The sequence below is a fragment of the Streptomyces sp. NPDC003300 genome, assembly GCF_040610915.1.
GTDB lineage: Bacteria > Actinomycetota > Actinomycetes > Streptomycetales > Streptomycetaceae > Actinacidiphila.
The window spans coordinates 12,802-34,456 of sequence record NZ_JBEXNE010000046.1; the positions used below are offsets into that span (position 1 = coordinate 12,802).

Annotated in this window: 17 protein-coding genes; 11 read left to right on the forward strand and 6 right to left on the reverse strand. The window is 72.1% G+C overall.

Annotated elements, in window-relative coordinates:
- Positions 1-286: 286 nt before the first annotated feature.
- The 3 genes from ABZX65_RS35270 (at position 287) to ABZX65_RS35280 (ending at position 2,851) form a co-directional block, all read left to right on the forward strand.
- Positions 287-919 (forward strand): dual specificity protein phosphatase family protein, encoded by a 633-nt coding sequence (locus ABZX65_RS35270; protein ID WP_355349793.1) that lies wholly within the window; start codon positions 287-289, stop codon positions 917-919.
- Between the two features lie 294 nt (positions 920-1,213).
- Complete coding sequence (locus tag ABZX65_RS35275) at positions 1,214-2,233, forward strand: bifunctional riboflavin kinase/FAD synthetase (RefSeq protein ID WP_355349796.1); 1,020 nt, start codon at positions 1,214-1,216, stop codon at positions 2,231-2,233.
- Between the two features lie 57 nt (positions 2,234-2,290).
- Positions 2,291-2,851 (forward strand): DinB family protein, encoded by a 561-nt coding sequence (locus ABZX65_RS35280; protein ID WP_355349799.1) that lies wholly within the window; start codon positions 2,291-2,293, stop codon positions 2,849-2,851.
- A gap of 49 nt (positions 2,852-2,900) precedes the next feature.
- Here ABZX65_RS35280 and ABZX65_RS35285 read toward each other — a convergent pair whose 3' ends face one another.
- From ABZX65_RS35285 to ABZX65_RS35305, 5 genes are all read right to left on the reverse strand, one after another.
- Positions 2,901-3,563, reverse strand: a complete 663-nt coding sequence (locus ABZX65_RS35285) for a response regulator transcription factor (protein WP_355349843.1) — start codon at positions 3,561-3,563, stop codon at positions 2,901-2,903.
- Between the two features lie 92 nt (positions 3,564-3,655).
- Positions 3,656-4,906, reverse strand: a complete 1,251-nt coding sequence (locus tag ABZX65_RS35290) for a histidine kinase (protein WP_355349802.1) — start codon at positions 4,904-4,906, stop codon at positions 3,656-3,658.
- Positions 4,907-5,071: 165 nt separating this feature from the next.
- Positions 5,072-5,914, reverse strand: a complete 843-nt coding sequence (locus ABZX65_RS35295) for an ABC transporter permease subunit (RefSeq protein ID WP_355349805.1) — start codon at positions 5,912-5,914, stop codon at positions 5,072-5,074.
- The gene (locus ABZX65_RS35300) at positions 5,911-6,846 is read right to left on the reverse strand and encodes an ATP-binding cassette domain-containing protein (protein WP_355349808.1); all 936 of its coding nucleotides are present in this window, start codon (positions 6,844-6,846) and stop codon (positions 5,911-5,913) included. Before ABZX65_RS35300 ends, ABZX65_RS35295 begins: the two co-directional genes overlap by 4 nt.
- A 257-nt stretch (positions 6,847-7,103) precedes the next feature.
- Positions 7,104-10,961 carry an SCO5717 family growth-regulating ATPase gene (locus ABZX65_RS35305; protein ID WP_355349811.1) on the reverse strand — a complete coding sequence of 1,286 codons (3,858 nt, stop codon included), beginning with the start codon at positions 10,959-10,961 and terminating at the stop codon, positions 7,104-7,106.
- A gap of 411 nt (positions 10,962-11,372) precedes the next feature.
- Between ABZX65_RS35305 and rpsO the strand changes: the two genes are divergently transcribed.
- The 5 genes from rpsO (at position 11,373) to ABZX65_RS35330 (ending at position 16,946) form a co-directional block, all read left to right on the forward strand.
- Positions 11,373-11,660, forward strand: a complete 288-nt coding sequence (gene rpsO, locus ABZX65_RS35310) for a 30S ribosomal protein S15 (RefSeq protein ID WP_033173003.1) — start codon at positions 11,373-11,375, stop codon at positions 11,658-11,660.
- 346 nt (positions 11,661-12,006) lie between these two features.
- Positions 12,007-14,226, forward strand: a complete 2,220-nt coding sequence (locus ABZX65_RS35315; RefSeq protein ID WP_355349816.1) for a polyribonucleotide nucleotidyltransferase — start codon at positions 12,007-12,009, stop codon at positions 14,224-14,226.
- Complete coding sequence (locus tag ABZX65_RS35320) at positions 14,223-15,599, forward strand: pitrilysin family protein (RefSeq protein ID WP_355349819.1); 1,377 nt, start codon at positions 14,223-14,225, stop codon at positions 15,597-15,599. The genes ABZX65_RS35315 and ABZX65_RS35320 overlap by 4 nt, the downstream gene beginning before the upstream one ends.
- Before the next feature lie 75 nt (positions 15,600-15,674).
- A complete protein-coding gene (gene dapB, locus ABZX65_RS35325) occupies positions 15,675-16,454 on the forward strand; it encodes a 4-hydroxy-tetrahydrodipicolinate reductase (RefSeq protein ID WP_355349822.1) in 780 nt (259 codons plus the stop codon).
- Between the two features lie 33 nt (positions 16,455-16,487).
- Positions 16,488-16,946 (forward strand): hypothetical protein, encoded by a 459-nt coding sequence (locus ABZX65_RS35330; RefSeq protein WP_355349825.1) that lies wholly within the window; start codon positions 16,488-16,490, stop codon positions 16,944-16,946.
- A gap of 90 nt (positions 16,947-17,036) precedes the next feature.
- On the opposite strand, the gene ABZX65_RS35335 is transcribed toward ABZX65_RS35330, so the two are convergent.
- Positions 17,037-17,582, reverse strand: a complete 546-nt coding sequence (locus ABZX65_RS35335; RefSeq protein WP_355349828.1) for a hypothetical protein — start codon at positions 17,580-17,582, stop codon at positions 17,037-17,039.
- A gap of 257 nt (positions 17,583-17,839) precedes the next feature.
- On the opposite strand from ABZX65_RS35335, the gene thyX reads away from it, so the two are divergent.
- From thyX to ABZX65_RS35350, 3 genes are all read left to right on the forward strand, one after another.
- Positions 17,840-18,586, forward strand: coding sequence for an FAD-dependent thymidylate synthase (thyX, locus tag ABZX65_RS35340; protein ID WP_355349831.1), 747 nt, complete (start codon positions 17,840-17,842; stop codon positions 18,584-18,586).
- Between the two features lie 188 nt (positions 18,587-18,774).
- Positions 18,775-19,674 carry a 4-hydroxy-tetrahydrodipicolinate synthase gene (dapA, locus tag ABZX65_RS35345; RefSeq protein WP_355349834.1) on the forward strand — a complete coding sequence of 300 codons (900 nt, stop codon included), beginning with the start codon at positions 18,775-18,777 and terminating at the stop codon, positions 19,672-19,674.
- A 183-nt stretch (positions 19,675-19,857) separates the two neighbouring features.
- A complete protein-coding gene (locus tag ABZX65_RS35350) occupies positions 19,858-21,543 on the forward strand; it encodes a ribonuclease J (RefSeq protein ID WP_355349837.1) in 1,686 nt (561 codons plus the stop codon).
- Positions 21,544-21,655: the final 112 nt, after the last annotated feature.

Here is a 21,655-nt window from a genome sequence, read left to right on the forward strand (position 1 = left end):
GCCTGACGGGACGACCGCTGCCCTCGGGGAGGGACGGCGGCACCTGTCCCCAGGTTTCCGCTCCCCAGGTGGTGAACCCCGCTTGTCCGAATCGGCCGCTCTCCCGATCCCGATCCCGGTCCCTGCCCCGACGTCGTTACGGCGGCCCGTACGCGATTCCGTACGCGATTCTGTCCGCGGCCCGGCGCGCGGTCCCGGAACCGACCACGAACCCGATCCCGCGGGCGACTTCGGGCCCGGCTCCCTACCGCCCGCCGCCCCCGGCGCCCGGATCTGGGCGCGGCGGGTGACGAAAGTGCTGCTCGGCTGTCTGCTCGGCTACGGCGTGCTGTGGGCCGCCTCCGCGGGCGGCATGCTCGCGGTCTCCGCGTGGGCGCGGCACGGCGCCTCGGCCGGTTCCGGCGAGCGGACGGCGGGCATCAACCACTTCCTGGCCGTCGACCCGCACGTGTGGCGCGGGTCCGCGCCGACCGCCGCGGGCTACCGGGCGTTGGCCGACCAGGGCATCCGTACCGTCGTCGACCTCAGGGCGGAGGATCTGTCGCCCGCGGAACTGGCCCTGCCTTCCGCCGCGGGCCTGCACGCCGTCCGGCTGCCGATCCGCGACGGCCAGACCCCCACGGAGCGGCAGGTCGACACGTTCCTGCGGATCGTCAGGACCTCGCCGGGACCGGTCTTCGTGCACTGCGGCGCGGGCGTCGGCCGTACGGGCTCGATGGCCGCCGCGTATCTGGTCCGCACCGGACAGGCCGACAGCCGCCAGGCCGCGCTGCGCACCCTCGCGGTCGGCCCGCCCTCCATCGAGCAGGTCTATTACGTGCTCAACGTGTCGCGCGACGACACCGACCAGCCGCCGCTGCTCGTCCAGGGCGTGAGCCGGTTCCTGGACGCGCCGCGCCGCATCATGGCCTCGCTGTAGACCGCGCCGGCCGCGGACCGGGCCAGGCGTGCGCCGCGCTCGCCGCGGACCGGGCCCGCGCCCGCTCCGCCGGAGCCGTCGCGGAACCGATAAAGTCACGCCCGTGTCGGAGGTCGGCGAGCGGGCGGGATGTCGCGGTCCACATCACATTCGAACGGGCGCCGCAGGTGGGAAGGGCCGACGCCGTACGCGCGGACCGTGCCGATGGGCACGGCATCGCGGCGGCATGGCAGGCTTGGACCCGCAGGACAAGACAACACGGTCAGTGATTCGGCGAAGAAGCGGAGCGTCAAGGTGCAGCGCTGGCGGGGCTTGGACGACGTTCCCGGTGACTGGGGACGCAGCGTCGTCACCATCGGCTCGTACGACGGCGTCCACCGCGGTCACCAGCTCATCATGGGCCGCGCCGTGGAGCGCGCCCGTGAACTGGGGCTGCCCTCGGTCGTCGTGACCTTCGACCCGCACCCCAGCGAAGTCGTACGGCCCGGCAGCCACCCGCCGCTGCTGTCCGCCCACCACCGGCGCGCCGAACTGGTCGCGGACCTCGGCGTGGACGCGCTGCTGATCATCCCCTTCACCAGCGAGTTCTCGAAGCTGACGCCGAGCGAATTCGTCAAGACCGTGCTGGTCGAGGGGCTGCACGCCAAGCACGTGGTCGAGGGCCCCAACTTCCGCTTCGGGCACAAGGCGGCGGGCGACGTCGAATTCCTCTCCGCGCTCGGGCTGAAGTACGACTACGAGCTGGAGGTCGTCGACCTCTTCGTGCGCGGTGAGGCGGGCGGCGGCGAGCCGTTCTCCTCCACCCTGACCCGGCGGCTGGTCGGCGAGGGCGACGTCGAGGGCGCCGCCGAGATCCTGGGCCGCCCGCACCGCGTCGAGGGCGTCGTCGTCCGGGGCGCGCAGCGCGGACGCGAACTGGGCTACCCCACCGCCAACGTCGAGACCCTGCCGCACACCGCCATCCCCGCAGACGGGGTCTACGCGGGCTGGCTGCACGTCGACGGCGAGGCCATGCCCGCCGCGATCTCGGTCGGCACCAACCCGACCTTCGACGGCACCGCGCGCACGGTCGAGGCGTACGCGATCGACCGCGTCGGCCTCGACCTGTACGGGCTGCACGTGGCGGTGGACTTCCTCGCCTATCTGCGCGGGATGGAGAAGTTCGACACCATCGACGCGCTGCTGGAGCGGATGGCCGACGACGTGAAGCGGGCCAGGGACCTGGTGGACGCCGCCGACTCGGCCGCAGCCCCGCCCACGTCCGCGCCCGAGCCCACGTCCGCGCCGACCGAGCCGTCGCCCGCCGCCGAATAGTCTCGGGCCAGGCCGTTCCACAGCCGCTCTGTCAGTGGTCGCTGCCAGACTTGGCGCATGTCCGAGCAGTACGTACCGTTCTTCGCGAACGTCCAGCTCTCCCCGACGGCGGAGGGTGACGACCGGCCGCCGCTGCCCACCACGGGCAGCGAGCGGGAGATCCTGACCGCCTTCCTCGACTGGCACCGCGCGACCTTCGAGCTGAAGTGCCGGGGCGTGGCCGCGGCCCGGCTGTCGGACCGGGCGATACCCCCGTCCGGGCTGAGCCTGCACGGCCTCGTACGGCACCTCGCGGGCATCGAGCGGTGGTGGATACGCCAGCACTTCGCGGGCGAGGACCTGCCGATGCTCAACTACTCGGACGAGGACCCCGACCAGGGCTTCGACCGGCTCGACGGGGACGTGGAGGCGGCCTTCGCGGCCTGGCGGGTCGAGCGCAACCGGGCCAGGACCATCGTCGCCGAGGCGCCCTCGCTGGACGCCACCTGCCATTCGCTGGTCACCGGCAAGGAGATATCGCTGCGCTACATCCTGGTGAATCTCATCGCCGAATACGCCCGGCACAACGGGCATGCCGATCTGCTCAGGGAGCGGATCGACGGCGCGACGGGCCTGTGAGACAGCCACCTGACAGCGTTCGGGCGGGAGCGCGGGGGAGCGCCGGGCCTCAGGTGGGGCGGATCAGCCGGGTCTCATAGGCGAAGACGACGGCCTGCACACGGTCGCGCAGCTCCAACTTGACCAGAATCCGGCTCAGATGGGTCTTCACCGTCGCCTCCGCCAGGTGCAGCGTGCCCGCGATCTCCGTGTTGGACAGGCCGCGGCCGACCTCCACCAGCACCTCCCGCTCGCGGGCGGTCAGCCGGTTCAGCCGCCCGTCGCCCTCGGAGCCACCGGACGCCGAGGGGAGCTGGTGCGCGAAGTTCTCCAGCAGGCGGCGCGTGATGCGCGGTGCCACCACCGCGTCGCCCGCGGCCACCGAGCGGATGGCGCCCAGCAGTTCCTCGGGCAGCGCGTTCTTCAGCAGGAAGCCGGACGCGCCCGCCTTCAGCCCGGCGAAGGCGTATTCGTCCAGGTCGAAGGTGGTCAGGATCAGCACCTTGGAATCCGGGCAGCGCCGTACGATCCGCGTGGTGGCCTCGATGCCGTCGGTGCCGGGCATCCGGACGTCCATCAGCACCACGTCGGGCCGCAGCGACTCCGTGAGCCGCACCGCTTCCGCGCCGTCGCCCGCCTCGCCGACCGGCCGCATGTCGGACTGCGCGTCCAGCACCATCGTGAACGCCATCCGCAGCAACGGCTCGTCGTCCACCAGCAGCACCCTGATCACCCGCCCGCCCCCGTCCTCGTCGGCCCCGCTGTCGTCGGCTCCGCGCCCGTCGTTTTCGCTCCCGCCGGGCGCGAGCTCCGCCGCCCCGCCGGTCATATCGGCTCCGGGGCGCCGAGGACGAGCACCGCCGCGACCCGCCAGCCGCCACCGGGCAGCGGCCCCGCGACCAGCGAACCGCCGTACGCCGCCGCCCGCTCCCGCATGCCGGGTATGCCGTGCCCCGCCGAGGCCGCCGCACCCTCGGCGATCGCGCCGCCGTGCGCGGTGTCGGCCGCCGCGGGGTGCGTGCCCGGGCCGTCGTCGGTGACGGTCACGGTCAGCGCGTCGGGGGCGCAGCCGATCCGCACCTCCGCGCTGGTCCCGGCGGGGGCGTGCTTGAGCGTGTTCGTCAACGCCTCCTGGACCAGCCGGTAGACGGTGAGCTGCGCCGCCACGGGCACCGGGCCCGGATCGCCCGCCACGGACAGCACCGTCGGCAGCCCCGCCGCCCGTACCTGGTCCACCAGCGATTCGAGCTGCGCGATGCCCGGCATCGGATGCCGCAGCGCGTCCGGCTCGTCCGCCCGCAGCACCCCCAGGAAGCGCCGCATGTCCGTGATCGCCTGCCGCCCCGTCGCCGACACCTGCCGCATCGCGGTCGTCGCCCGCTCGGGGGTGCGCTGCTGCGCGAAGACCGCACCGTCCGCGAGCGCCACCATCACCGACAGATTGTGCGTCACGATGTCGTGCATCTCCCGTGCGATCCTGGCCCGTTCGTCGGCCACCGCCAACTGCGCCCGCTGGTCCCGCTCCCGCTCCAGCCGCACCGCCCGGTCCTCCAGGAAGGCCAGACGGTCCCGGCGGCTGCGCATGTTCACGCCGAAGACCGCCGCCGCGACGGCCATCGCCGACAGCGAGACGAAGGTCCCCGCGCTCCGGTCGTGCATCGCCCAGCTCACCGTGGCCAGGACGACCCCGACCTCCAGCACGCCGAAGGCCATCATCAGCCGCCGCCGGTCGCAGTACGCGGCCACCGTGTAGAGCGCCACCAGCAGCGCCACGTCGGCCGGGACCTGGAAGTCCAGCAGCCACTGCACGAAGGCCGTCGCCGCGATGCAGGCGAAGACCGCGAGCGGCGCCCGCCGCCGCCACACCAACGGCGCCGTGAGCCCCGCCCCCAGCGCCAGGAACGGCACCGGATCGTCCCGCAGCGGCGCCCGCGCCAACATGCTGAGACCCACGTAGAGGGTGGCGGCGAACAGGCCGTCCACCACCATCGGAGGCAGCCGCCGTCCCACCCGCCGCCGGGCCCGCCCGGCCAGCGCCCGCCACGCGGAGGCCGGTCCGGTAGCAGCCGATCGCATGGGCGACATGCCGGTGCCCATGGGACCAGTGCTCAAGGGGACCGTCGCGCCTGGGTCCGCGGACGCCGGTCCCGGCTGCCGCGGGGCGTTCCCCTGGGCAGCCGGGTCCTGTGCCGTCGCGGTGGACGGCAGCGGGTACGTCATCGCGTCCTCGTCACGCCGTCGTCACGCGTCGCGCCGCTTGAGCAGCACCGCCGCGCCCGCGAGCGCCACCGCCGCGTAGAGGCAGAACACCAGGAACCCCGTCCAGGGCGCGAGGCTCGTGGCGTCCTGGTGCAGCGAGATCAGCGACTGTCCCGCGTTGCTCGGCAGGTACTTGTTGATGTGGTCGGCCCACGAGGTGGGCAGCGCCTCGGCGAGCACCGGCAGGACGAGCAGCAGGCCGAAGACGGTGGCGATACCGCCCGCCGTGTTGCGGACCAGGGCGCCTATCGCGACGCCCAGTAGCCCCACGACCGTCAGGTACAGGCCCGCGCCCAGCACCATCCGGGTCACGCCGGGGTCGCTCAGCGAGGTGCCGATGTGCCGGGAGGACAGCAGCGCCTGACCGACCAGGAAGGCGATCAGCGCGCCCGCCGTCATCACCACCCAGGTCACCGCCGCGTACAGCCCGGCCTTCGCCCACAGCACCGGCAGCCGCCGCGGCACCGCGGACAGCGACGCCCTGATCATGCCGGTCGCGTACTCACCGGTGATCATCAGGACACCGAGCACACCGACCGCGAGCTGCGCGAGGAAGAAGCCGCGCAGACTGGTCAGCGCGGGCTCGAAGTCGGCCCGCTCGTGCGGCGACATGTGCGGCCAGCGGTTCGCGGTGACCGCGCAGAACAGCGCGCCGAAACCGATCAGCGCGACCATGCCCGCGATCAGCGTGTAGAAGGTGGACCGCAGCGTCCGCAGCTTGATCCACTCGGAGTGCAGCACGCGGGCGAGGGTGACCTCGCCGCGCGGCGCGGTCACCCTCGCCCCGGGAGTCTCCGGCGCCTTGTCGATGGTGGCAGTGCTCATGCCGCCTGTCCTTCCCGCTCGCGCACGGGCGCCGGTGCCTGGTACTCCACGGCGTCCCTGGTCAGTTCCATGAACGCCTCTTCCAACGACGCCTGCTGCGGCGTCAGTTCGGCCAGCGCGACGCCCTGGTCGGCCGCGATCCGGCCGATCCGGTCGCTGCTGAGCCCGGTCACCTCCAGCACACCGCGCTCCACCGACGCCACCGACACATCGGGGCCCGCCAGCAGCTTCCGCAGCCGCTCCGCCTCGTCGGTCCGCACCCGCACCGACGTCCCCGCCGCGGCCCGCACGAATTCCTCCACCGACGTGTCGGCGATCAGCCGCCCCCGCCCGATGACGATCAAGTGCTCGGCGGTCAGCGCCATTTCGGACATCAGGTGGGAGGAGAGCAGGACCGTACGGCCCTCCGCCGCCTGGTCCTTGAGGAGATTGCGGATCCAGAGGATGCCCTCCGGGTCCAGGCCGTTGACCGGCTCGTCCAGCACCAGCGTCGCCGGGTCGCCCAGCAGCGCGCTCGCGATGCCGAGGCGCTGCCCCATGCCGAGCGAGAAACCGCCGACCCGCTTGCGGGCCACCTCGCCCAGACCCACGATGTCGATCACCTCGTCCACCCGGCGGCGCGGAATCCCCGTGGTGGCGGCCAGCGACAACAGGTGGTTGTACGCGCTCCTGCCGGTGTGGATGGCGCGCGCCTCCAGCATCGCGCCCACCTCGTGCAGCGGCGCGCGGTGCTCCGCGTACTGCTTGCCGTTGACGGTGACACCGCCCGACGTCGGCGCGTCCAGGCCCAGGATCATCCGCATCGTGGTCGATTTCCCGGCGCCGTTGGGGCCGAGGAATCCGGTCACCACGCCGGGCCGGACGGTGAAACTCAGGTCGGACACGGCGGTGCGCTCGCCGTACCGTTTGGTCAGGGCGTGGGCTTCGATCATCGGATCGTCCTCGGCGGTGCGTCAGCGGGAAGGGATGATTCCATCCTTGTTCTCCGCGCCCGCCGCGGCGACGGTCCACGGGCGGATTCCCGCCCCGCCCGCGTGCGCCTCCGGGGGGACGCCCCGTACACCAACTGTTGTACGCGCCGCCCGGCCGCCGCTGCGGCCGGGGACGACAAGGGCCGCCACCAGCGACAACGCGTGGTGGCGGCCCCTGTGTCCGCGCTGTGCGCCCGTGCGGGCCCGCCTGCCCCCGGCTACTGCGGGGCGGGCGGCGGCGGGTAGCCGTACCCCGGCGGGAGCTGCGGCGCCTGCGGGTTCTGCGGATCCTGCGGCGGCCCGCCGTACGGCTGCTCGCCCTGCGGCGGCGCGGGCTGCTGCGGCCACCCCTGCTGCGGCTGCGGGGCCTGGGGTTGCGGCGACTGCGGCTGGAAGGGCGCGGGCGCCGCCTGCTGGCCCGGCGGGTACGGCTGCGGCGCCTGCGGCGGACCGCCGTACGCACCGGGCTGGCCGGGCTGTCCCGGCTGACCCGCCTGACCCGGCGCCGGGTAACCGCCGTGCTGCGGTGCCGGATAGCCGCCCTGCTGCGGTTGCTGGGGCTGCTGCGGCGGAGGGTAACCGCCCTGCTGCGGCGGTGGCGGCGCGGGGAAACCGCCCTGCGGAGCGGCGTAGGGGCCGTAGCCGGGACCGGCCTGGCCGCCGCCCTGGACCGGCATCGGCGGCGCCTGGTGCGGCGGCGGGTTGACCCCGTCGGCCGTCCACAGCCCCTGCGCCTGCTGGGCCCGCGTGAAGTCCTCCGCGACCATCGCCGACAGGTTGAAGTACGCCTCGCGGGTCTTGGGCCGCATCATGTCGAGGTCGACCTCCGCGCCCGCGGCGAGGTGTTCGTCGAAGGGCACCACCTGGACACCGCGGCAGCGGGTCTGGAAGTGCGCCACGATGTCGTCGACCTTGATCATCTTGCCGGTCTCCCTGACCCCCGAGATGACCGTGATGCTCCGCGACACCAACTCCGCGTACCCGTGCGCCGACAGCCAGTCCAACGTGGTGCTCGCGCTGGACGCGCCGTCCACCGACGGCGTCGACACGATGATCAACTGGTCGGCCAGGTCGAGGACTCCGCGCATCGCGCTGTACAGCAGACCCGTGCCGGAGTCCGTGAGGATCACCGGGTACTGGCGGCCCAGCACGTCTATCGCCCGCCGGTAGTCCTCGTCGCTGAACGCCGTCGAGACCGCCGGGTCCACGTCGTTCGCGATGATCTCGAGCCCCGACGTCGCCTGCGAGGTGAACCGGCGGATGTCCATGTAGCTGTTGAGGTACGGGATCGCCTGTACGAGGTCGCGGATCGTCGCCCCCGTCTCGCGCCGCACCCGGCGGCCGAGGGTGCCCGCGTCCGGGTTGGCGTCGATCGCCAGGATCTTGTCCTGCCGCTCGGAGGCCAGCGTCGAGCCCAGCGCGGTCGTCGTGGTCGTCTTGCCCACGCCGCCCTTGAGGCTGATCACCGCGATCCGGTAGCACGACAGCACCGGCGTACGGATCAGCTCCAGCTTCCGCTGCCGCTCCGCCTCCTCCTTCTTGCCGCCGATCTTGAACCGCGACGGTTGCGCGTTCGCGCCCGCGCGCTTCGCCTTCGGCGGATTGCGCAGCAGCCGGTCCGACGACAGCTCCACGGCCGCCGTGTAGCCGAGCGGCGTGCCGCCCTGCGTCGTGGGCTGCCGCTGGTCGGGCCTGACGGTGGGCCAGCCGCCCATCCGCGGGTCGGCCGGCGCCTGCGGCTGCGGCTGCGGAGGCGGAGGCTGCGGGGCCTGCTGCTGACCCTGCGGGTCGGGCCGCGCGGGCTGGTGCGGCTGCCCCGGCTGCGGGAAGCCGTAACCGCCCTGCTGCGGCAGCGGCTGGAGCGGCGCCGCCTGGTCCTGGCCCGGCTGCGCGTGCTGCGGGAAGCCGTAACCGCTGCCCTGCGCGGGACCCGCGCCCTGCTGCGGCGCCACCGGCTCGTGCGGCAGTCCCGACGGTACGGGGCCCGCCGTGTACGGCTGCGGCCCGCCCTGCGGCGGCGCTCCGAAGCCGGTCGGCGCGGGCAGATTCCGCTCCGGGGTGTCCTGCGGCACCGCGTCGTTCGGCTCGGGCACCGCGTCGTTCGGCTCGGGCACCGCGTCCTGCGGCTCCGGTGCCCGCGGCGGCTGGACCTGAGCGGGCGCCGGGACCGGGGCGTGCGGCGCCGCGGGCGGCGGGAAGCCGTACCCCTGGCCCTGCGGCGCCTCCGGCGTCCCCGCGACCGGCGCGGGCGGCTGCGCTTGAGGCTGAGACTGAGGGTGGGGCTGCGGCTGCGCGTAGCCGGTCGGCGGCACGGGCTGGCCCGGCTGCTGGACCGGACCCGGCTGCGCGGCGGCCGGGGGCTCCTGACGGGCCGGGAGGTTCACCGGCTGCCCGGTCGGCGGCGGGAAGCTGTGCAACGGCGCCGCCGCCGCAGGACCCGCGTTCCCCTGCCGCGCGGGCTCGGCGGTCGGCGGGGGGAAGCCGTAACCCTGTTGGGGTGCGGGCGGGTTGGGGCCGCCGGGGTGCAGTGGTGCGACCGGTGGTGCGGCGGGCTCGGCGGTCGGCGGGGGGAAGCCGTAACCCTGTTGGGGTGCGGGCGGGTTGGGGCCGCCGGGGTGCAGCGGCGCTGCCGGTGGCGCGGCGGGCTCGCCGGTCGGCGGCGGGAAACCGTAACCCTGTTGCGGGGCAGGGGGGTTGGGGCCGCCGGGGTGCAAGGGGGCGGCCGGAGGTGCCGCCGGAGCGTTGGCCGCCGGGGGATTGCCGTAACCCTGTTGGGGTGCGGGCGGGTTGGGGCCGCCGGGGTGCAGGGGTGCGGCCGGAGGTGCCGCCGGAGCGTTGGCCGCCGGGGGATTGCCGTAACCCTGTTGGGGTGCGGGCGGGTTGGGGCCGCCCGGGTGCAGGGGCGCGGCGGGTGCGTCGGCGGCGGGCGGGAAACCGTACCCCTGTCGCGGGGCGGCCGGGGAGCTGTCCGGGGCGGCGTGCGAGGGCTCCGCGCGCTCGAAGTCCGGGGGGAGCGGCGGTACGGGGCCGCGCGGTGCGCCGGGCGCCCACGGGAGGGCGTCCGCCGCGCCGGGCAGCGGCACCCAGACCGGGGCACGAGGCGCGGCCGGGGCCTCCTCGGCCTCGGGCTCCGACGGTGCCGACGGCTTCGCGGCAGCGGTAGCGGCAGGGGCAGCGGGAGCGGGCGCGGCGGGCTTGGCCTCCGCAGGCTCGTCATCGGCGGCGGACGAGGACGTAGAAGACGTAGAAGAGGACGTAGGAGAGGAGACGGCCGGCTCCGGCGGCTTCCGCTTGCCGGCCTCGCGCTCCTCGACCTCGCGCCGCAACGCGGCGGCGGAGAAGCGCACCGTGGCGTCGGGCGCGCCGTCCTCGCGGCCCCCGAAAGCGGGGAATCCCGAACCGCCGGGCGTACCGGACCCCGACGCGGAAGCCCGTACCGGCTCCGGCTCGGACGTGGCCTCAGCCGCAGGCGCGGACTCGGACTCCCGCTTCGCCGCACCTTCCGAGCGGTCCGAGCCGTCCGAACGGTCCGCGCCCGCCGACGCGCGCGCGGGCTCGCCCGCCGACTCGGCCGACGCGGCGCGCGGAACCGGGATCGACGGTACGGCCGCGGCCGACCAGGACGGTTCGGCCGCCGACGCCGAAGGGCCGGGCGTGGGCAGGGGCAGCGACGGCACGGCGGCGGCGGACCACGACGACTCCGACGACTCCGACGAACCGGCCGCGTCACCCGTCAGCCCCGCCCCCGGCTCGGAGCCGGGAACAGAAGCAGGGGAGGAACCTGCGGCACCCGTATCCGAGCGCCGGTCCGACCGCGCGCCCGTCTGCGGACCCGAGCCCGTGAAGGACCCCGAATCCGTGACAGGAACGGAACCGGAATCGGCGCCAGCGCCGGAATCCGAGCCGCTGTCCGCCGCCTCATCGGCGTCGTCGGCGTCCGCGGAGCCGCCCGCGTCCCCCATGTACCAGGCGGGCGCCGCGTCGCCCAGGCTGAACTCACCCGTGTAGTCGGCGTCGCCCCGGTCCTCGACAGGGCCGGCCCCGCCCACGCGGCTGTCGTCCCGATCGCTGCTCACAATGCCTCCTGGTCTGCTGCTTCACCGTGTCCCCGCGACGAGTCCGGCCCGTAAAAAGCCGCTCGTCGGCGCGGGACACCGTCGCGGGACCGCACCGCTGCGCGCATACCCACGCATCCCATGTCCGATCCCCCTCCCCGTCAGGGGCAAGACTAATCGTCGGTAGCCTTCCGATGTCAGGCCCGCCCTCATGGGTGAGTGCCCCTCGCACACCACCCTCACGCGCCGGGCGGCGTCCCCGCCCGCACCCGGAGATGACCCGCGGGTAAGCGGACCGCCGCGGGCTGGTACTCTGGGTGACGGTCACGTGTGTGTACACACCCCGTGATCCCGCGCCTCGCGAGTCAACGAAGCATCCCCCGCGATGAATACCGGGGGCGCTCGGAGGCCACTGATACCTGAGGAGTCCGTATGTCGCTCGACGTCGAGACGAAGAAGCAGATCATCGCCGAGTTCGGTACCAAGGAGGGCGACACGGGCTCCCCCGAGGTCCAGGTCGCTCTGCTCTCGCGCCGTATCTCGGACCTGACCGAGCACCTCAAGACCCACAAGCACGACCACCACTCGCGTCGTGGTCTGCTGATCCTGGTCGGCCAGCGCCGCCGTCTGCTGCAGTACCTGGCCAAGAAGGACATCACGCGCTTCCGTGAGCTCCGCGAGCGCCTCGGCATCCGTGCCGGCGCCGCGGGCGTTCGCTAAGACGCCGTGGAGGGGGAGCGGTACCCGCGAGTCGGGGCCGCTCCCCCTTTGCCGTATACGCGATACGCGCCGTGTACGGCAAAGCATCGCCGTAGTGGCCATATACGCGCCGAGCGACGAAGCGCGCACATGAAGTGCGTGATGTCTCCGTCGTCTGGTGCAATGGTTATCAAGTATGAGGAGGAGCGTCCTCCTGATCGCCGAACAGCCGGTCCTCGGTAGTGGCCTCCGGAAGACACACGCCCCGGAGGCTTCGATCGAAGACCGGCACCGGTAACAGGACGCCCCTCCACCGATGGCCCGCCAGGGAAACGCCCTGCGGGCATGGACGAGGAGAATCCCCATAGTGGAGAACGAGACCCACTACGCCGAAGCCGTTATCGACAACGGCACGTTCGGCACCCGCACCATCCGCTTCGAGACGGGCCGCCTGGCCCGTCAGGCCGCCGGCTCCGCCGTGGCCTACCTGGACGACGACACCATGGTGCTGTCGGCCACCAGCGCCTCGAAGCAGCCCAAGGAGCACTTCGACTTCTTCCCCCTCACGGTGGACGTCGAGGAGCGCATGTACGCGGCCGGCCGGATCCCCGGTTCCTTCTTCCGCCGCGAGGGCCGCCCCTCCGAGGACGCGATCCTCACCTGCCGGCTGATCGACCGCCCGCTGCGCCCGTCCTTCGTCAAGGGCCTGCGCAACGAGATCCAGGTCGTCTGCACGGTCATGGCGCTCAACCCCGACCACCTGTACGACGTGGTCGCGATCAACGCCGCCTCCTGCTCCACGCAGCTCGCGGGCCTGCCCTTCTCCGGCCCGATCGGCGGCGTCCGCGTCGCCCTCATCAAGGGCCAGTGGGTCGCGTTCCCGACCCACAGCGAGCTCGAGGACGCCGTCTTCGACATGGTCGTCGCGGGCCGCACCCTCGAGGACGGCGACGTCGCGATCATGATGGTGGAGGCCGAGGCCACCGCCAAGACGATCCAGCTCGTCGCGGGCGGCGCCGAGGCGCCGACCGAGGAGATCGTGGCCGCGGGCCTCGAAGCCGCCAAGCCGTTCATCCGGACGCTCTGCAAGGCGCAGTCCGAGCTGGCCGCCAAGGCCGCCAAGCCCACCGGCGAGTTCCCGATCTTCCTGGACTACCAGGAGGACGTGTTCGAGGCCCTGGAGTCCGCCGTCACCGGCGAGCTGGCCCAGGCGCTCACCATCCCCGGCAAGCAGGCCCGTGAGGCCGAGCTGGACCGCGTCAAGGGTCTGGCCGCCGAGAAGCTCCTCCCGCAGTTCGAGGGCCGCGAGAAGGAGATCTCCGCCGCGTACCGCTCGCTGACCAAGAAGCTGGTCCGCCAGCGCGTCATCAAGGACAAGGTCCGCATCGACGGCCGCGGCGTCACGGACATCCGTACGCTGGCCGCCGAGGTCGAGGCCATCCCGCGCGTGCACGGCTCCGCGCTGTTCGAGCGTGGCGAGACCCAGATCCTGGGCGTCACCACCCTCAACATGCTCCGCATGGAGCAGCAGCTCGACACCCTGGCGCCCGAGACCCGCAAGCGCTACATGCACAACTACAACTTCCCGCCGTACTCGGTCGGTGAGACCGGCCGCGTGGGCTCGCCCAAGCGCCGCGAGATCGGCCACGGCGCGCTCGCCGAGCGCGCCCTGATCCCGGTCCTGCCGACCCGCGAGGAGTTCCCCTACGCGATCCGTCAGGTCTCCGAGGCGCTCGGCTCCAACGGCTCCACGTCGATGGGCTCGGTCTGCGCCTCCACCATGTCGCTGCTGAACGCCGGTGTGCCGCTCAAGGCCCCCGTCGCCGGTATCGCCATGGGCCTGATCTCGCAGGAGATCGACGGCGAGACGCACTACGTGGCGCTCACCGACATCCTCGGCGCCGAGGACGCGTTCGGCGACATGGACTTCAAGGTCGCCGGCACGAAGAACTTCGTGACCGCGCTCCAGCTCGACACCAAGCTCGACGGCATCCCCGCCTCCGTGCTGGCCGCCGCGCTGAAGCAGGCCCGTGACGCCCGCCTCCACATCCTCGATGTGATGAACGAGGCCATCGACGTCCCGGACGAGATGTCCCCCAACGCCCCGCGGATCATCAGCATCAAGATCCCCGTGGACAAGATCGGCGAGGTCATCGGCCCCAAGGGCAAGATGATCAACCAGATCCAGGAGGACACCGGCGCCGACATCTCCATCGAGGACGACGGCACGGTGCTGATCGGCGCGACCGAGGGCTCGCAGGCCGAGGCGGCCCGCGCGGTGATCAACCAGATCGCCAACCCGACGATGCCCGAGGTCGGCGAGCGCTACCTGGGCACGGTCGTGAAGACGACCACCTTCGGCGCGTTCGTCTCGCTGATGCCCGGCAAGGACGGCCTGCTGCACATCTCGCAGATCCGTAAGCTCGCCGGCGGCAAGCGCGTCGAGAACGTCGAGGACGTTCTCGGTGTGGGCGCCAAGGTGCAGGTCGAGATCGCCGAGATCGACCAGCGCGGCAAGCTCTCGCTGATCCCGGTCATCGAGGGCGAAGACGACGCCGAGGACGCGAAGGACGAGTCGGAGAAGTGACGACCCGCTCCACCGCAGTGACGGCCCGCCCCTCCACCAAGGGGCGGGCCGTCCGCACGCGGACCCTCCTCCCGGGCACCGACGGCATCGGCACCGTACGGCGCAGCGTCCTGCCCGGCGGGCTGCGCGTCGTCACCGAGACGCTGCCCACCGTCCGTTCCGCCACCTTCGGCATCTGGGCGGCCGTCGGCTCCCGCGACGAGACCCCGGTGCTCAACGGCGCCACCCACTACCTGGAGCACCTGCTCTTCAAGGGCACGGAGCGCCGCAGCGCACTGGACATCTCCGCGGCCGTGGACGCGGTCGGCGGCGAGATGAACGCCTTCACGTCCAAGGAGTACACCTGCTACTACGCGCGGGTGCTCGACACCGATCTGCCGCTGGCCATCGACGTGGTCTGCGACATGCTCACCGGGTCGCTGATCCGCCAGGAGGACATCGACGCCGAACGCGGCGTCATCCTGGAGGAGATCGCGATGACCGAGGACGACCCCGGCGACCAGGTGCACGACCTGTTCACCACCGCGATGCTCGGCGACACCCCGCTCGGCCGCCCCGTCCTCGGCACCGTCGAGACCATCAACGCGCTCACCCGCGACCAGGTCGCCCGCTTCTACAAGCGGCACTACGACCCCACGCGGCTCGTCGTCGCCGCCGCGGGCAACGTCGACCACGCGGCCGTCGTCCGCCAGGTCCGCCGCGCCTTCGAGAACGCGGGCGCCCTGCACGACCCGGACGCCGTCCCGATGGCGCCGCGCTCCGGCAGCCGTACGCTCCGCGCCGCGGGCCACCTCGAACTGCTCGACCGGCGCACCGAGCAGGCCCATGTCGTCCTCGGCATGCCCGGCCTGTCGCGCAACGACGACCGGCGCTGGGCGCTCAGCGTGCTCAACACCGCGCTCGGCGGCGGCATGAGCTCCCGGCTCTTCCAGGAAGTGCGCGAGAAGCGCGGCCTGGCCTACTCGGTGTACTCCTACACCTCGTCCTTCGCGGACTGCGGCCTCTTCGGCGTCTACGCGGGCTGCCAGCCGCGCCGGGTGCCGGAAGTGCTCAAGATCTGCCGGGACGAGCTGCACCAGGTCGCGGAACACGGCCTGACCGACGAGGAGATCGGCCGGGCGATCGGCCAGCTCTCCGGCTCCACGGTGCTCGGTCTCGAGGACACCGGCGCGCTGATGAACCGGCTCGGCAAGAGCGAGCTGTGCTGGGGCGAGCAGTTGTCCGTCGACGACCTGCTCGGCCGGATCGCCGCGGTGACCCCGGACGACGTACGCGCGGTGGCCCGCGATGTACTGGGCCAGCGGCCGTCGCTGGCCGTCATAGGGCCGCTCAAGGAGAAGCAGGGCGCGCGCCTGCGCGAGGCGCTCGCGTAGCGGACCGGCTCGCGGGAGCCGCGGCGCGCGTGCCGTCAACCGATGTGAGATGCGAAGGACGAGGACAGGACAACGATGAGCAAGCTCCGTGTGGCCGTCATCGGCGCCAAGGGCCGGATCGGATCAGAGGCGGCACGCGCGGTCGAGGCGGCCGACGACCTCGACCTCGTCGCGGCGATCGACCGCGACGACCGGCTGGAGACACTGACCGAGTCCGGTACGCAGGTCGCCGTCGACCTGACGCACCCCGACGCCGTCATGGGCAATCTGGAGTTCTGCGTCGGCCACGGCATCCACGCCGTGGTCGGCACCACCGGCTGGACCCCGCAACGGCTCGACACCCTGCGCGGCCGGCTCGCCGCCTCGCCCGCCACCGGGGTGCTCATCGCGCCGAACTTCTCCATCGGCGCCGTCCTCACCATGCGCTTCGCCCAGCAGGCCGCCCGCTGGTTCGAGAGCGTCGAGGTCATCGAGCTGCACCACAACCGGAAGGCGGACGCCCCCAGCGGCACCGCCACCCGTACCGCGCAGCTCATCGCCGCCGCCCGCGCGGAGGCGGGCCGCGCCCCGCAGGAGGACCCCACCACCCACGCCCTGGACGGCGCCCGCGGCGCGGACGTCGACGGCGTCCCGGTGCACTCGGTACGACTGCGCGGCCTGCTCGCCCACCAGGAAGTGCTCTTCGGCGACACCGGCGAGACCCTCACCATCCGGCACGACTCGCTGCACCACAGCAGCTTCATGCCGGGCATCCTGCTCGCGGCCCGTACCGTGCCCGGTGTCCCCGGCCTCACCTTCGGCCTGGAACACTTCCTCTCGGACGACCACCGCGCGCTTCAGCCGGACGAGGGCTGACGCGGAGGACCGAACCGGAGGACGGAAACCGAAATGCGCGCCAAACTCAGCTACGCCGTGTCCGCGGTCGTGCTGGTCTTCTACTTCGTGCTGGTCGGCGACCGCGGGGTGCTGCTCATCGCGGACGGCCGCCCGGTCACCGTCGTCTTCGGCGTCGCCGTGCTCGTCCTGCCGCTGATCGGCGCCTGGTTCCTCTGGCACACCACCCAGTTCGCCCGCCACGCCGGACGGCTCGGCCGCGAACTGGAGGCCGAGGGCGGCCTGCCCGTGGACGAACTGGTCCGTACGCCCAGCGGCCGGATCGACCGCGACTCGGCCGACGCGGTGTTCGCCAAGCGGCAGGCCGAGACGGAGGCCGCGCCGGACGACTGGCGCAACTGGTTCCGGCTCGCCGTCGCGTACTTCGACGCACGCGACACCCCGCGGGCCCGCAAGGCGATGCAGCGGGCCATCGCGCTGCACGACGGGCGCGAGGTGCGCGAGCGGGTCTAGGCGGGCCGCGACCGGGCGCGACTCCTCATACGGGTGTGCCCGGTCGAATTCATCCGGCCGTGCACCCGGGAGGGTGAAGCTGAGCGCGGCTCAGCGCAGTTCGGCGGCCCAGCCCTCGATGGCGTCGGCGGCGAGGTCGAACGCCTCGACCCGGCCGAGGAAGTCCGCGTTGTGGTCGGTCAGCATGGGCCGCAGCGGACGGCCGCCGCGCCGGGTGATCACCAGTGCCTGCCCCTGCACACTGCGCGGCAGCCCCAGCACCCGCACGGGCTGCTGGGCCGTGCGCACCGAGACCACCTGGCTCCACGACACCGTCGAGGTGGAGAAGAACTCCACCTGGCGCAGGCCCTTCCCGCTCACCCACACACCCACGCGCAGCAGCCGCAGGGTGACCGCGATGATCACGAACGCCGAGAGCAGGCACGTGACGCCGCCCTGCCCGCTTCCCGCGGCGACCATGATCAGCGCGGCGAACAGCAGGTACGAGGCGAAGACCAGCAGCAGCGCCGCGGTCGCGACCCGCCACGGTCCTGGACGGTAGGGCCGCATCCAGCGGTCCTGGTCGGCGTGCGGCAGCGCACGTCCGGGCGTGAACTCATCGACGAAGGCGGTGGTGGAATTGTGGGGGAGGGACACGCGGGGAATCCTCTTCGGGTCTCCGGCAGCTTCCGGCACGAGCGGGCTATGACGGGTGAGGCTAGCCGCCGTGCGGCGCCGCGGCTACCTCGGGTCGTCCGATCGGCCCTGGCCCGCCCGACGAACGCTGTCATACGGAGCGAATAGGCTGGCGCCGCACGGCAGAACAGCCGCCGGACCGCACACCGGCTCAACCGCACACCAGCTCAACCGCACACCAGCTCAACCGCACAGCCGCCAAGCAGGAAGGACCTCGGGTGCCGACCGAGACCACCACCGGGACCACCGTCCCCGTCCAGTTCCGCGACGACGTGACCGTCGACCTCGTCAAGCACAGCGCCTCTGACGGCGACGTCCTGTGGGCGGCCCGGGTCTCCACCGCCGGAGAGCAGTCCCTCGAAGAGCTGACCAAGGACCCCGAGCGCTCCAAGGGCCTGATCAACTACCTGATGCGCGACCGCCACGGCAGCCCCTTCGAGCACAACTCCATGACCTTCTTCATCAGCGCCCCGATCTTCGTCTTCCGCGAGTTCATGCGCCACCGCGTCGGCTGGTCGTACAACGAGGAGTCCGGGCGTTACCGCGAGTTGCAGCCGGTGTTCTACGTGCCGGGGCCCGAGCGGAAGCTGGTGCAGCAGGGGCGGCCGGGGAAGTACGAGTTCGTGCACGGCACCGCGGAGCAGCACGAGGCGGTGCGGGGGGCGATGGAGGAGTCGTACGCGCATTCGTACGCGGCGTACCAGGAAATGCTGGCGGCCGGGGTGGCCAGGGAAGTGGCGCGGGCGACGCTGCCGGTCGGGTTGTTCTCGTCGATGTACGCGACGTGCAACGCGCGCTCGCTGATGCACTTCCTGGGGCTGCGGACGCAGCACGAACTGGCGGCCACGCCGTCGTTCCCGCAGCGGGAGATCGAGATGGTGGGGGAGCGGATGGAGGCCGCGTGGGCGGGTCTGATGCCGCTGACACACGCGGCGTTCAACGCGAACGGCCGGGTGGCACCGTAACGGCCGGAACCGATCGGCGCGACCGCAGTCAAATGTCCGAAGTGTTCAGATTGCAGGCATTCGTGAAGTTCATCTAGGCTGCTGAAACGGACTCCGGCGTTGCTTGAACCCCCGAGCAGGCACCGCCGGAGTCCTTTGCGCAGGTCCCGAGGCTGCATGCCCGTACACACACCGAGTAGCGTGGACCCATGGCTCCGACCTCCACCCCCACGGCCCCCTTCGGGCGGGTCCTGACCGCAATGGTCACGCCGTTCACCGCGGACGGCGCCCTCGATCTCGACGGCGCGCAACGGCTCGCCGCCCACCTCGTGGACGCCGGGAACGACGGTCTCGTCGTCAACGGCACGACCGGGGAGTCGCCCACCACGAGCGACACGGAGAAAGCCCGGCTCGTACGGGCCGTCGTGGAAGCCGTCGGAGACCGCGCCTTCGTCGTCGCCGGAGCCGGCACCAACGACACCCGGCACAGCACGGAACTGGCCCGCCAGGCGGAGAGCGCCGGCGCCCACGCCCTGCTCGCGGTGACGCCGTACTACAACAAGCCCCCGCAGGAGGGCCTGTACCGGCACTTCACCGCCATCGCCGACGCCACCGGGCTGCCCGTCATGCTCTACGACATCCCCGGCCGCAGCGGCGTCCCCATCGACACCGAGACCATCGTCCGGCTGGCCGAACACCCCCGGATCGTCGCCAACAAGGACGCCAAGGGCGACCTCGGCGCCGCGAGCTGGGCGATGTCCCGCAGCGGCCTGGCCTGGTACTCGGGCGACGACATGCTCAATCTGCCGCTGCTCTCCATCGGCGCCGCCGGCTTCGTCTCCGTCGTCGGCCACCTGGTCTCCGCCGAACTGCGCGCGCTCCTCGACGCGTACACCAGCGGCGACGTCACCAAGGCCGCCGAGATCCACCAGCGACTGCTGCCGGTCTACACCGGCATGTTCCGCGCCCAGGGCGTCATCACCACCAAGACCGCCCTCGCGCTGCGCGGACTGCCCGCCGGTCCCCTCCGGCTTCCCCTCGTGGAGCTGGACCAGGCCGCCACCGAACAGCTCAGGAGGGATCTCGCCGCAGGCGGGGTAGACCTCTGACCACAGACTTCACAACTTAATAGGTCCGAACACGCACAACCGCACAACCGAACGACTGCACAACCGCACAGCCGAAAGACCGCACAGCCGACGATGCGCACTGCCGCATACGCACGGAAAACACGATGTCACGCGCGCCGCGACCCAGGAGGGTCCGGCGGCGCGCGTGGTAGGGAGAGACTTTTGAGCCATCCGCACCCCGAACTCGGCCCCCCGCGGACCCTGCCCGACGGCGGCCTCCGGATCACCCCGCTCGGCGGCCTCGGAGAAATCGGCCGCAATATGACGGTCTTCGAATTCGGCGGCAAGCTGCTGATCGTCGACTGCGGAGTGCTCTTCCCCGAGGAAGAGCAGCCCGGCGTCGACCTGATCCTGCCGGACTTCACCTCCATCAGGGACCGCCTCGACGACGTCGTCGGCGTCATCCTGACCCACGGCCACGAGGACCACATCGGCGCCGTCCCCTTCCTCCTGCGGGAGAAGGACGACATCCCGCTGATCGGCTCCAAGCTGACCCTCGCCCTGATCGAGGCCAAGCTCCAGGAACACCGCATCCGGCCGTACGTGCTGGAGGTCAAGGAGGGCGAGCGCGAGCGCATCGGCCCCTTCGACTGCGAATTCGTCGCCGTCAACCACTCCATCCCGGACGCGCTGGCCGTCGCCATCCGCACTCCGGCGGGCATGGTCGTCGTCACGGGCGACTTCAAGATGGACCAGCTCCCGCTGGACGGCCGCCTGACCGACCTGCCGACCTTCGCGCGGCTCGGCGAGGAAGGCATCGACCTGCTCCTCGCGGACTCCACCAACGCCGAGGTCCCCGGCTTCGTCGCACCCGAGCGGGACATCTCGCAGGTGCTCAGGCAGACCTTCGCCAAGGCGGACAAGCGGATCATCGTGGCGAGCTTCGCCAGCCACGTCCACCGCATCCAGCAGGTCCTGGACGCCGCGCACGAACGCGGCCGCAAGGTGGCCTTCGTCGGCCGCTCGATGGTCAGGAACATGGGCATCGCCCGCGACCTGGGCTACCTCAAGGTGCCCAGCGGTCTCGTCGTGGACGTCAAGGTCCTCGACGACCTGCCCGACGAGAAGGTCGTCCTCGTCTGCACCGGCTCCCAGGGCGAGCCCATGGCCGCCCTGTCCCGGATGGCGAACCGCGACCACCAGATCCGGATCGTCGAGGGCGACACCGTCATCCTCGCGTCCTCCCTCATCCCGGGCAACGAGAACGCGGTCTACCGCGTGATCAACGGCCTCACCCGATGGGGTGCCAACGTTGTCCACAAGGGCAACGCCAAGGTCCACGTCTCCGGCCACGCCTCGGCCGGCGAACTGCTGTACTTCTACAACATCTGCAAGCCGCGCAATCTGATGCCGATCCACGGCGAATGGCGACACCTGCGCGCCAACGCCGATCTCGGCCAGCTCACCGGCATCCCCAAGAACCGCTGCGTCATCGCGGAGGACGGCGTGGTCGTCGACCTCATCGACGGCGTCGCCAAAATCGCGGGCAAGGTCCAGGCCGGTTACGTGTACGTCGACGGTCTCTCCGTCGGCGACATCACGGAGTCGTCGCTGAAGGACCGCCGCATCCTGGGGGAAGAAGGCATCGTCTCGGTCTTCGTGGTGGTCGACTCGACCACCGGCAAGATCGTCGGCGGCCCGAACATCCATGCCCGCGGTTCGGGTATCGAGGACGACGCATTCGCCGCCGTCATCCCCAAGATCGAGGAGGGGCTGTCCCGTTCGGCCTCCGACGGGGTGATGGAAGCACGCCAGATCCAGCAGCTCATCCGCCGCTCGGTCGGCAAATGGGTCTCCGACACCTACCGTCGGCGACCGATGATCCTCCCTGTGGTGGTTGAGGTCTGACGCCTCGTCAACCACTGGACCAGGAGCGGGCCCCCGGATTTGCATCCGGGGGCCCGCTCCAGTACGTTGGCACAACCGCCTCGACGAGACCCGCGGAAACGTGTGTGCTCGG

Coding starts and splice junctions, on each gene's coding strand:
- ABZX65_RS35280 (WP_355349799.1), top strand. CDS start 2,291: ATGTCCGAGCAGTACGTACCGTTCTTCGCGAACGTCCAGCTCTCCCCG.
- ABZX65_RS35290 (WP_355349802.1), bottom strand. CDS start 4,906: ATGCGATCGGCTGCTACCGGACCGGCCTCCGCGTGGCGGGCGCTGGCC.
- ABZX65_RS35330 (WP_355349825.1), top strand. CDS start 16,488: ATGCGCGCCAAACTCAGCTACGCCGTGTCCGCGGTCGTGCTGGTCTTC.
- ABZX65_RS35300 (WP_355349808.1), bottom strand. CDS start 6,846: ATGATCGAAGCCCACGCCCTGACCAAACGGTACGGCGAGCGCACCGCC.
- dapB (WP_355349822.1), top strand. CDS start 15,675: ATGAGCAAGCTCCGTGTGGCCGTCATCGGCGCCAAGGGCCGGATCGGA.
- ABZX65_RS35295 (WP_355349805.1), bottom strand. CDS start 5,914: ATGAGCACTGCCACCATCGACAAGGCGCCGGAGACTCCCGGGGCGAGG.
- rpsO (WP_033173003.1), top strand. CDS start 11,373: ATGTCGCTCGACGTCGAGACGAAGAAGCAGATCATCGCCGAGTTCGGT.
- dapA (WP_355349834.1), top strand. CDS start 18,775: ATGGCTCCGACCTCCACCCCCACGGCCCCCTTCGGGCGGGTCCTGACC.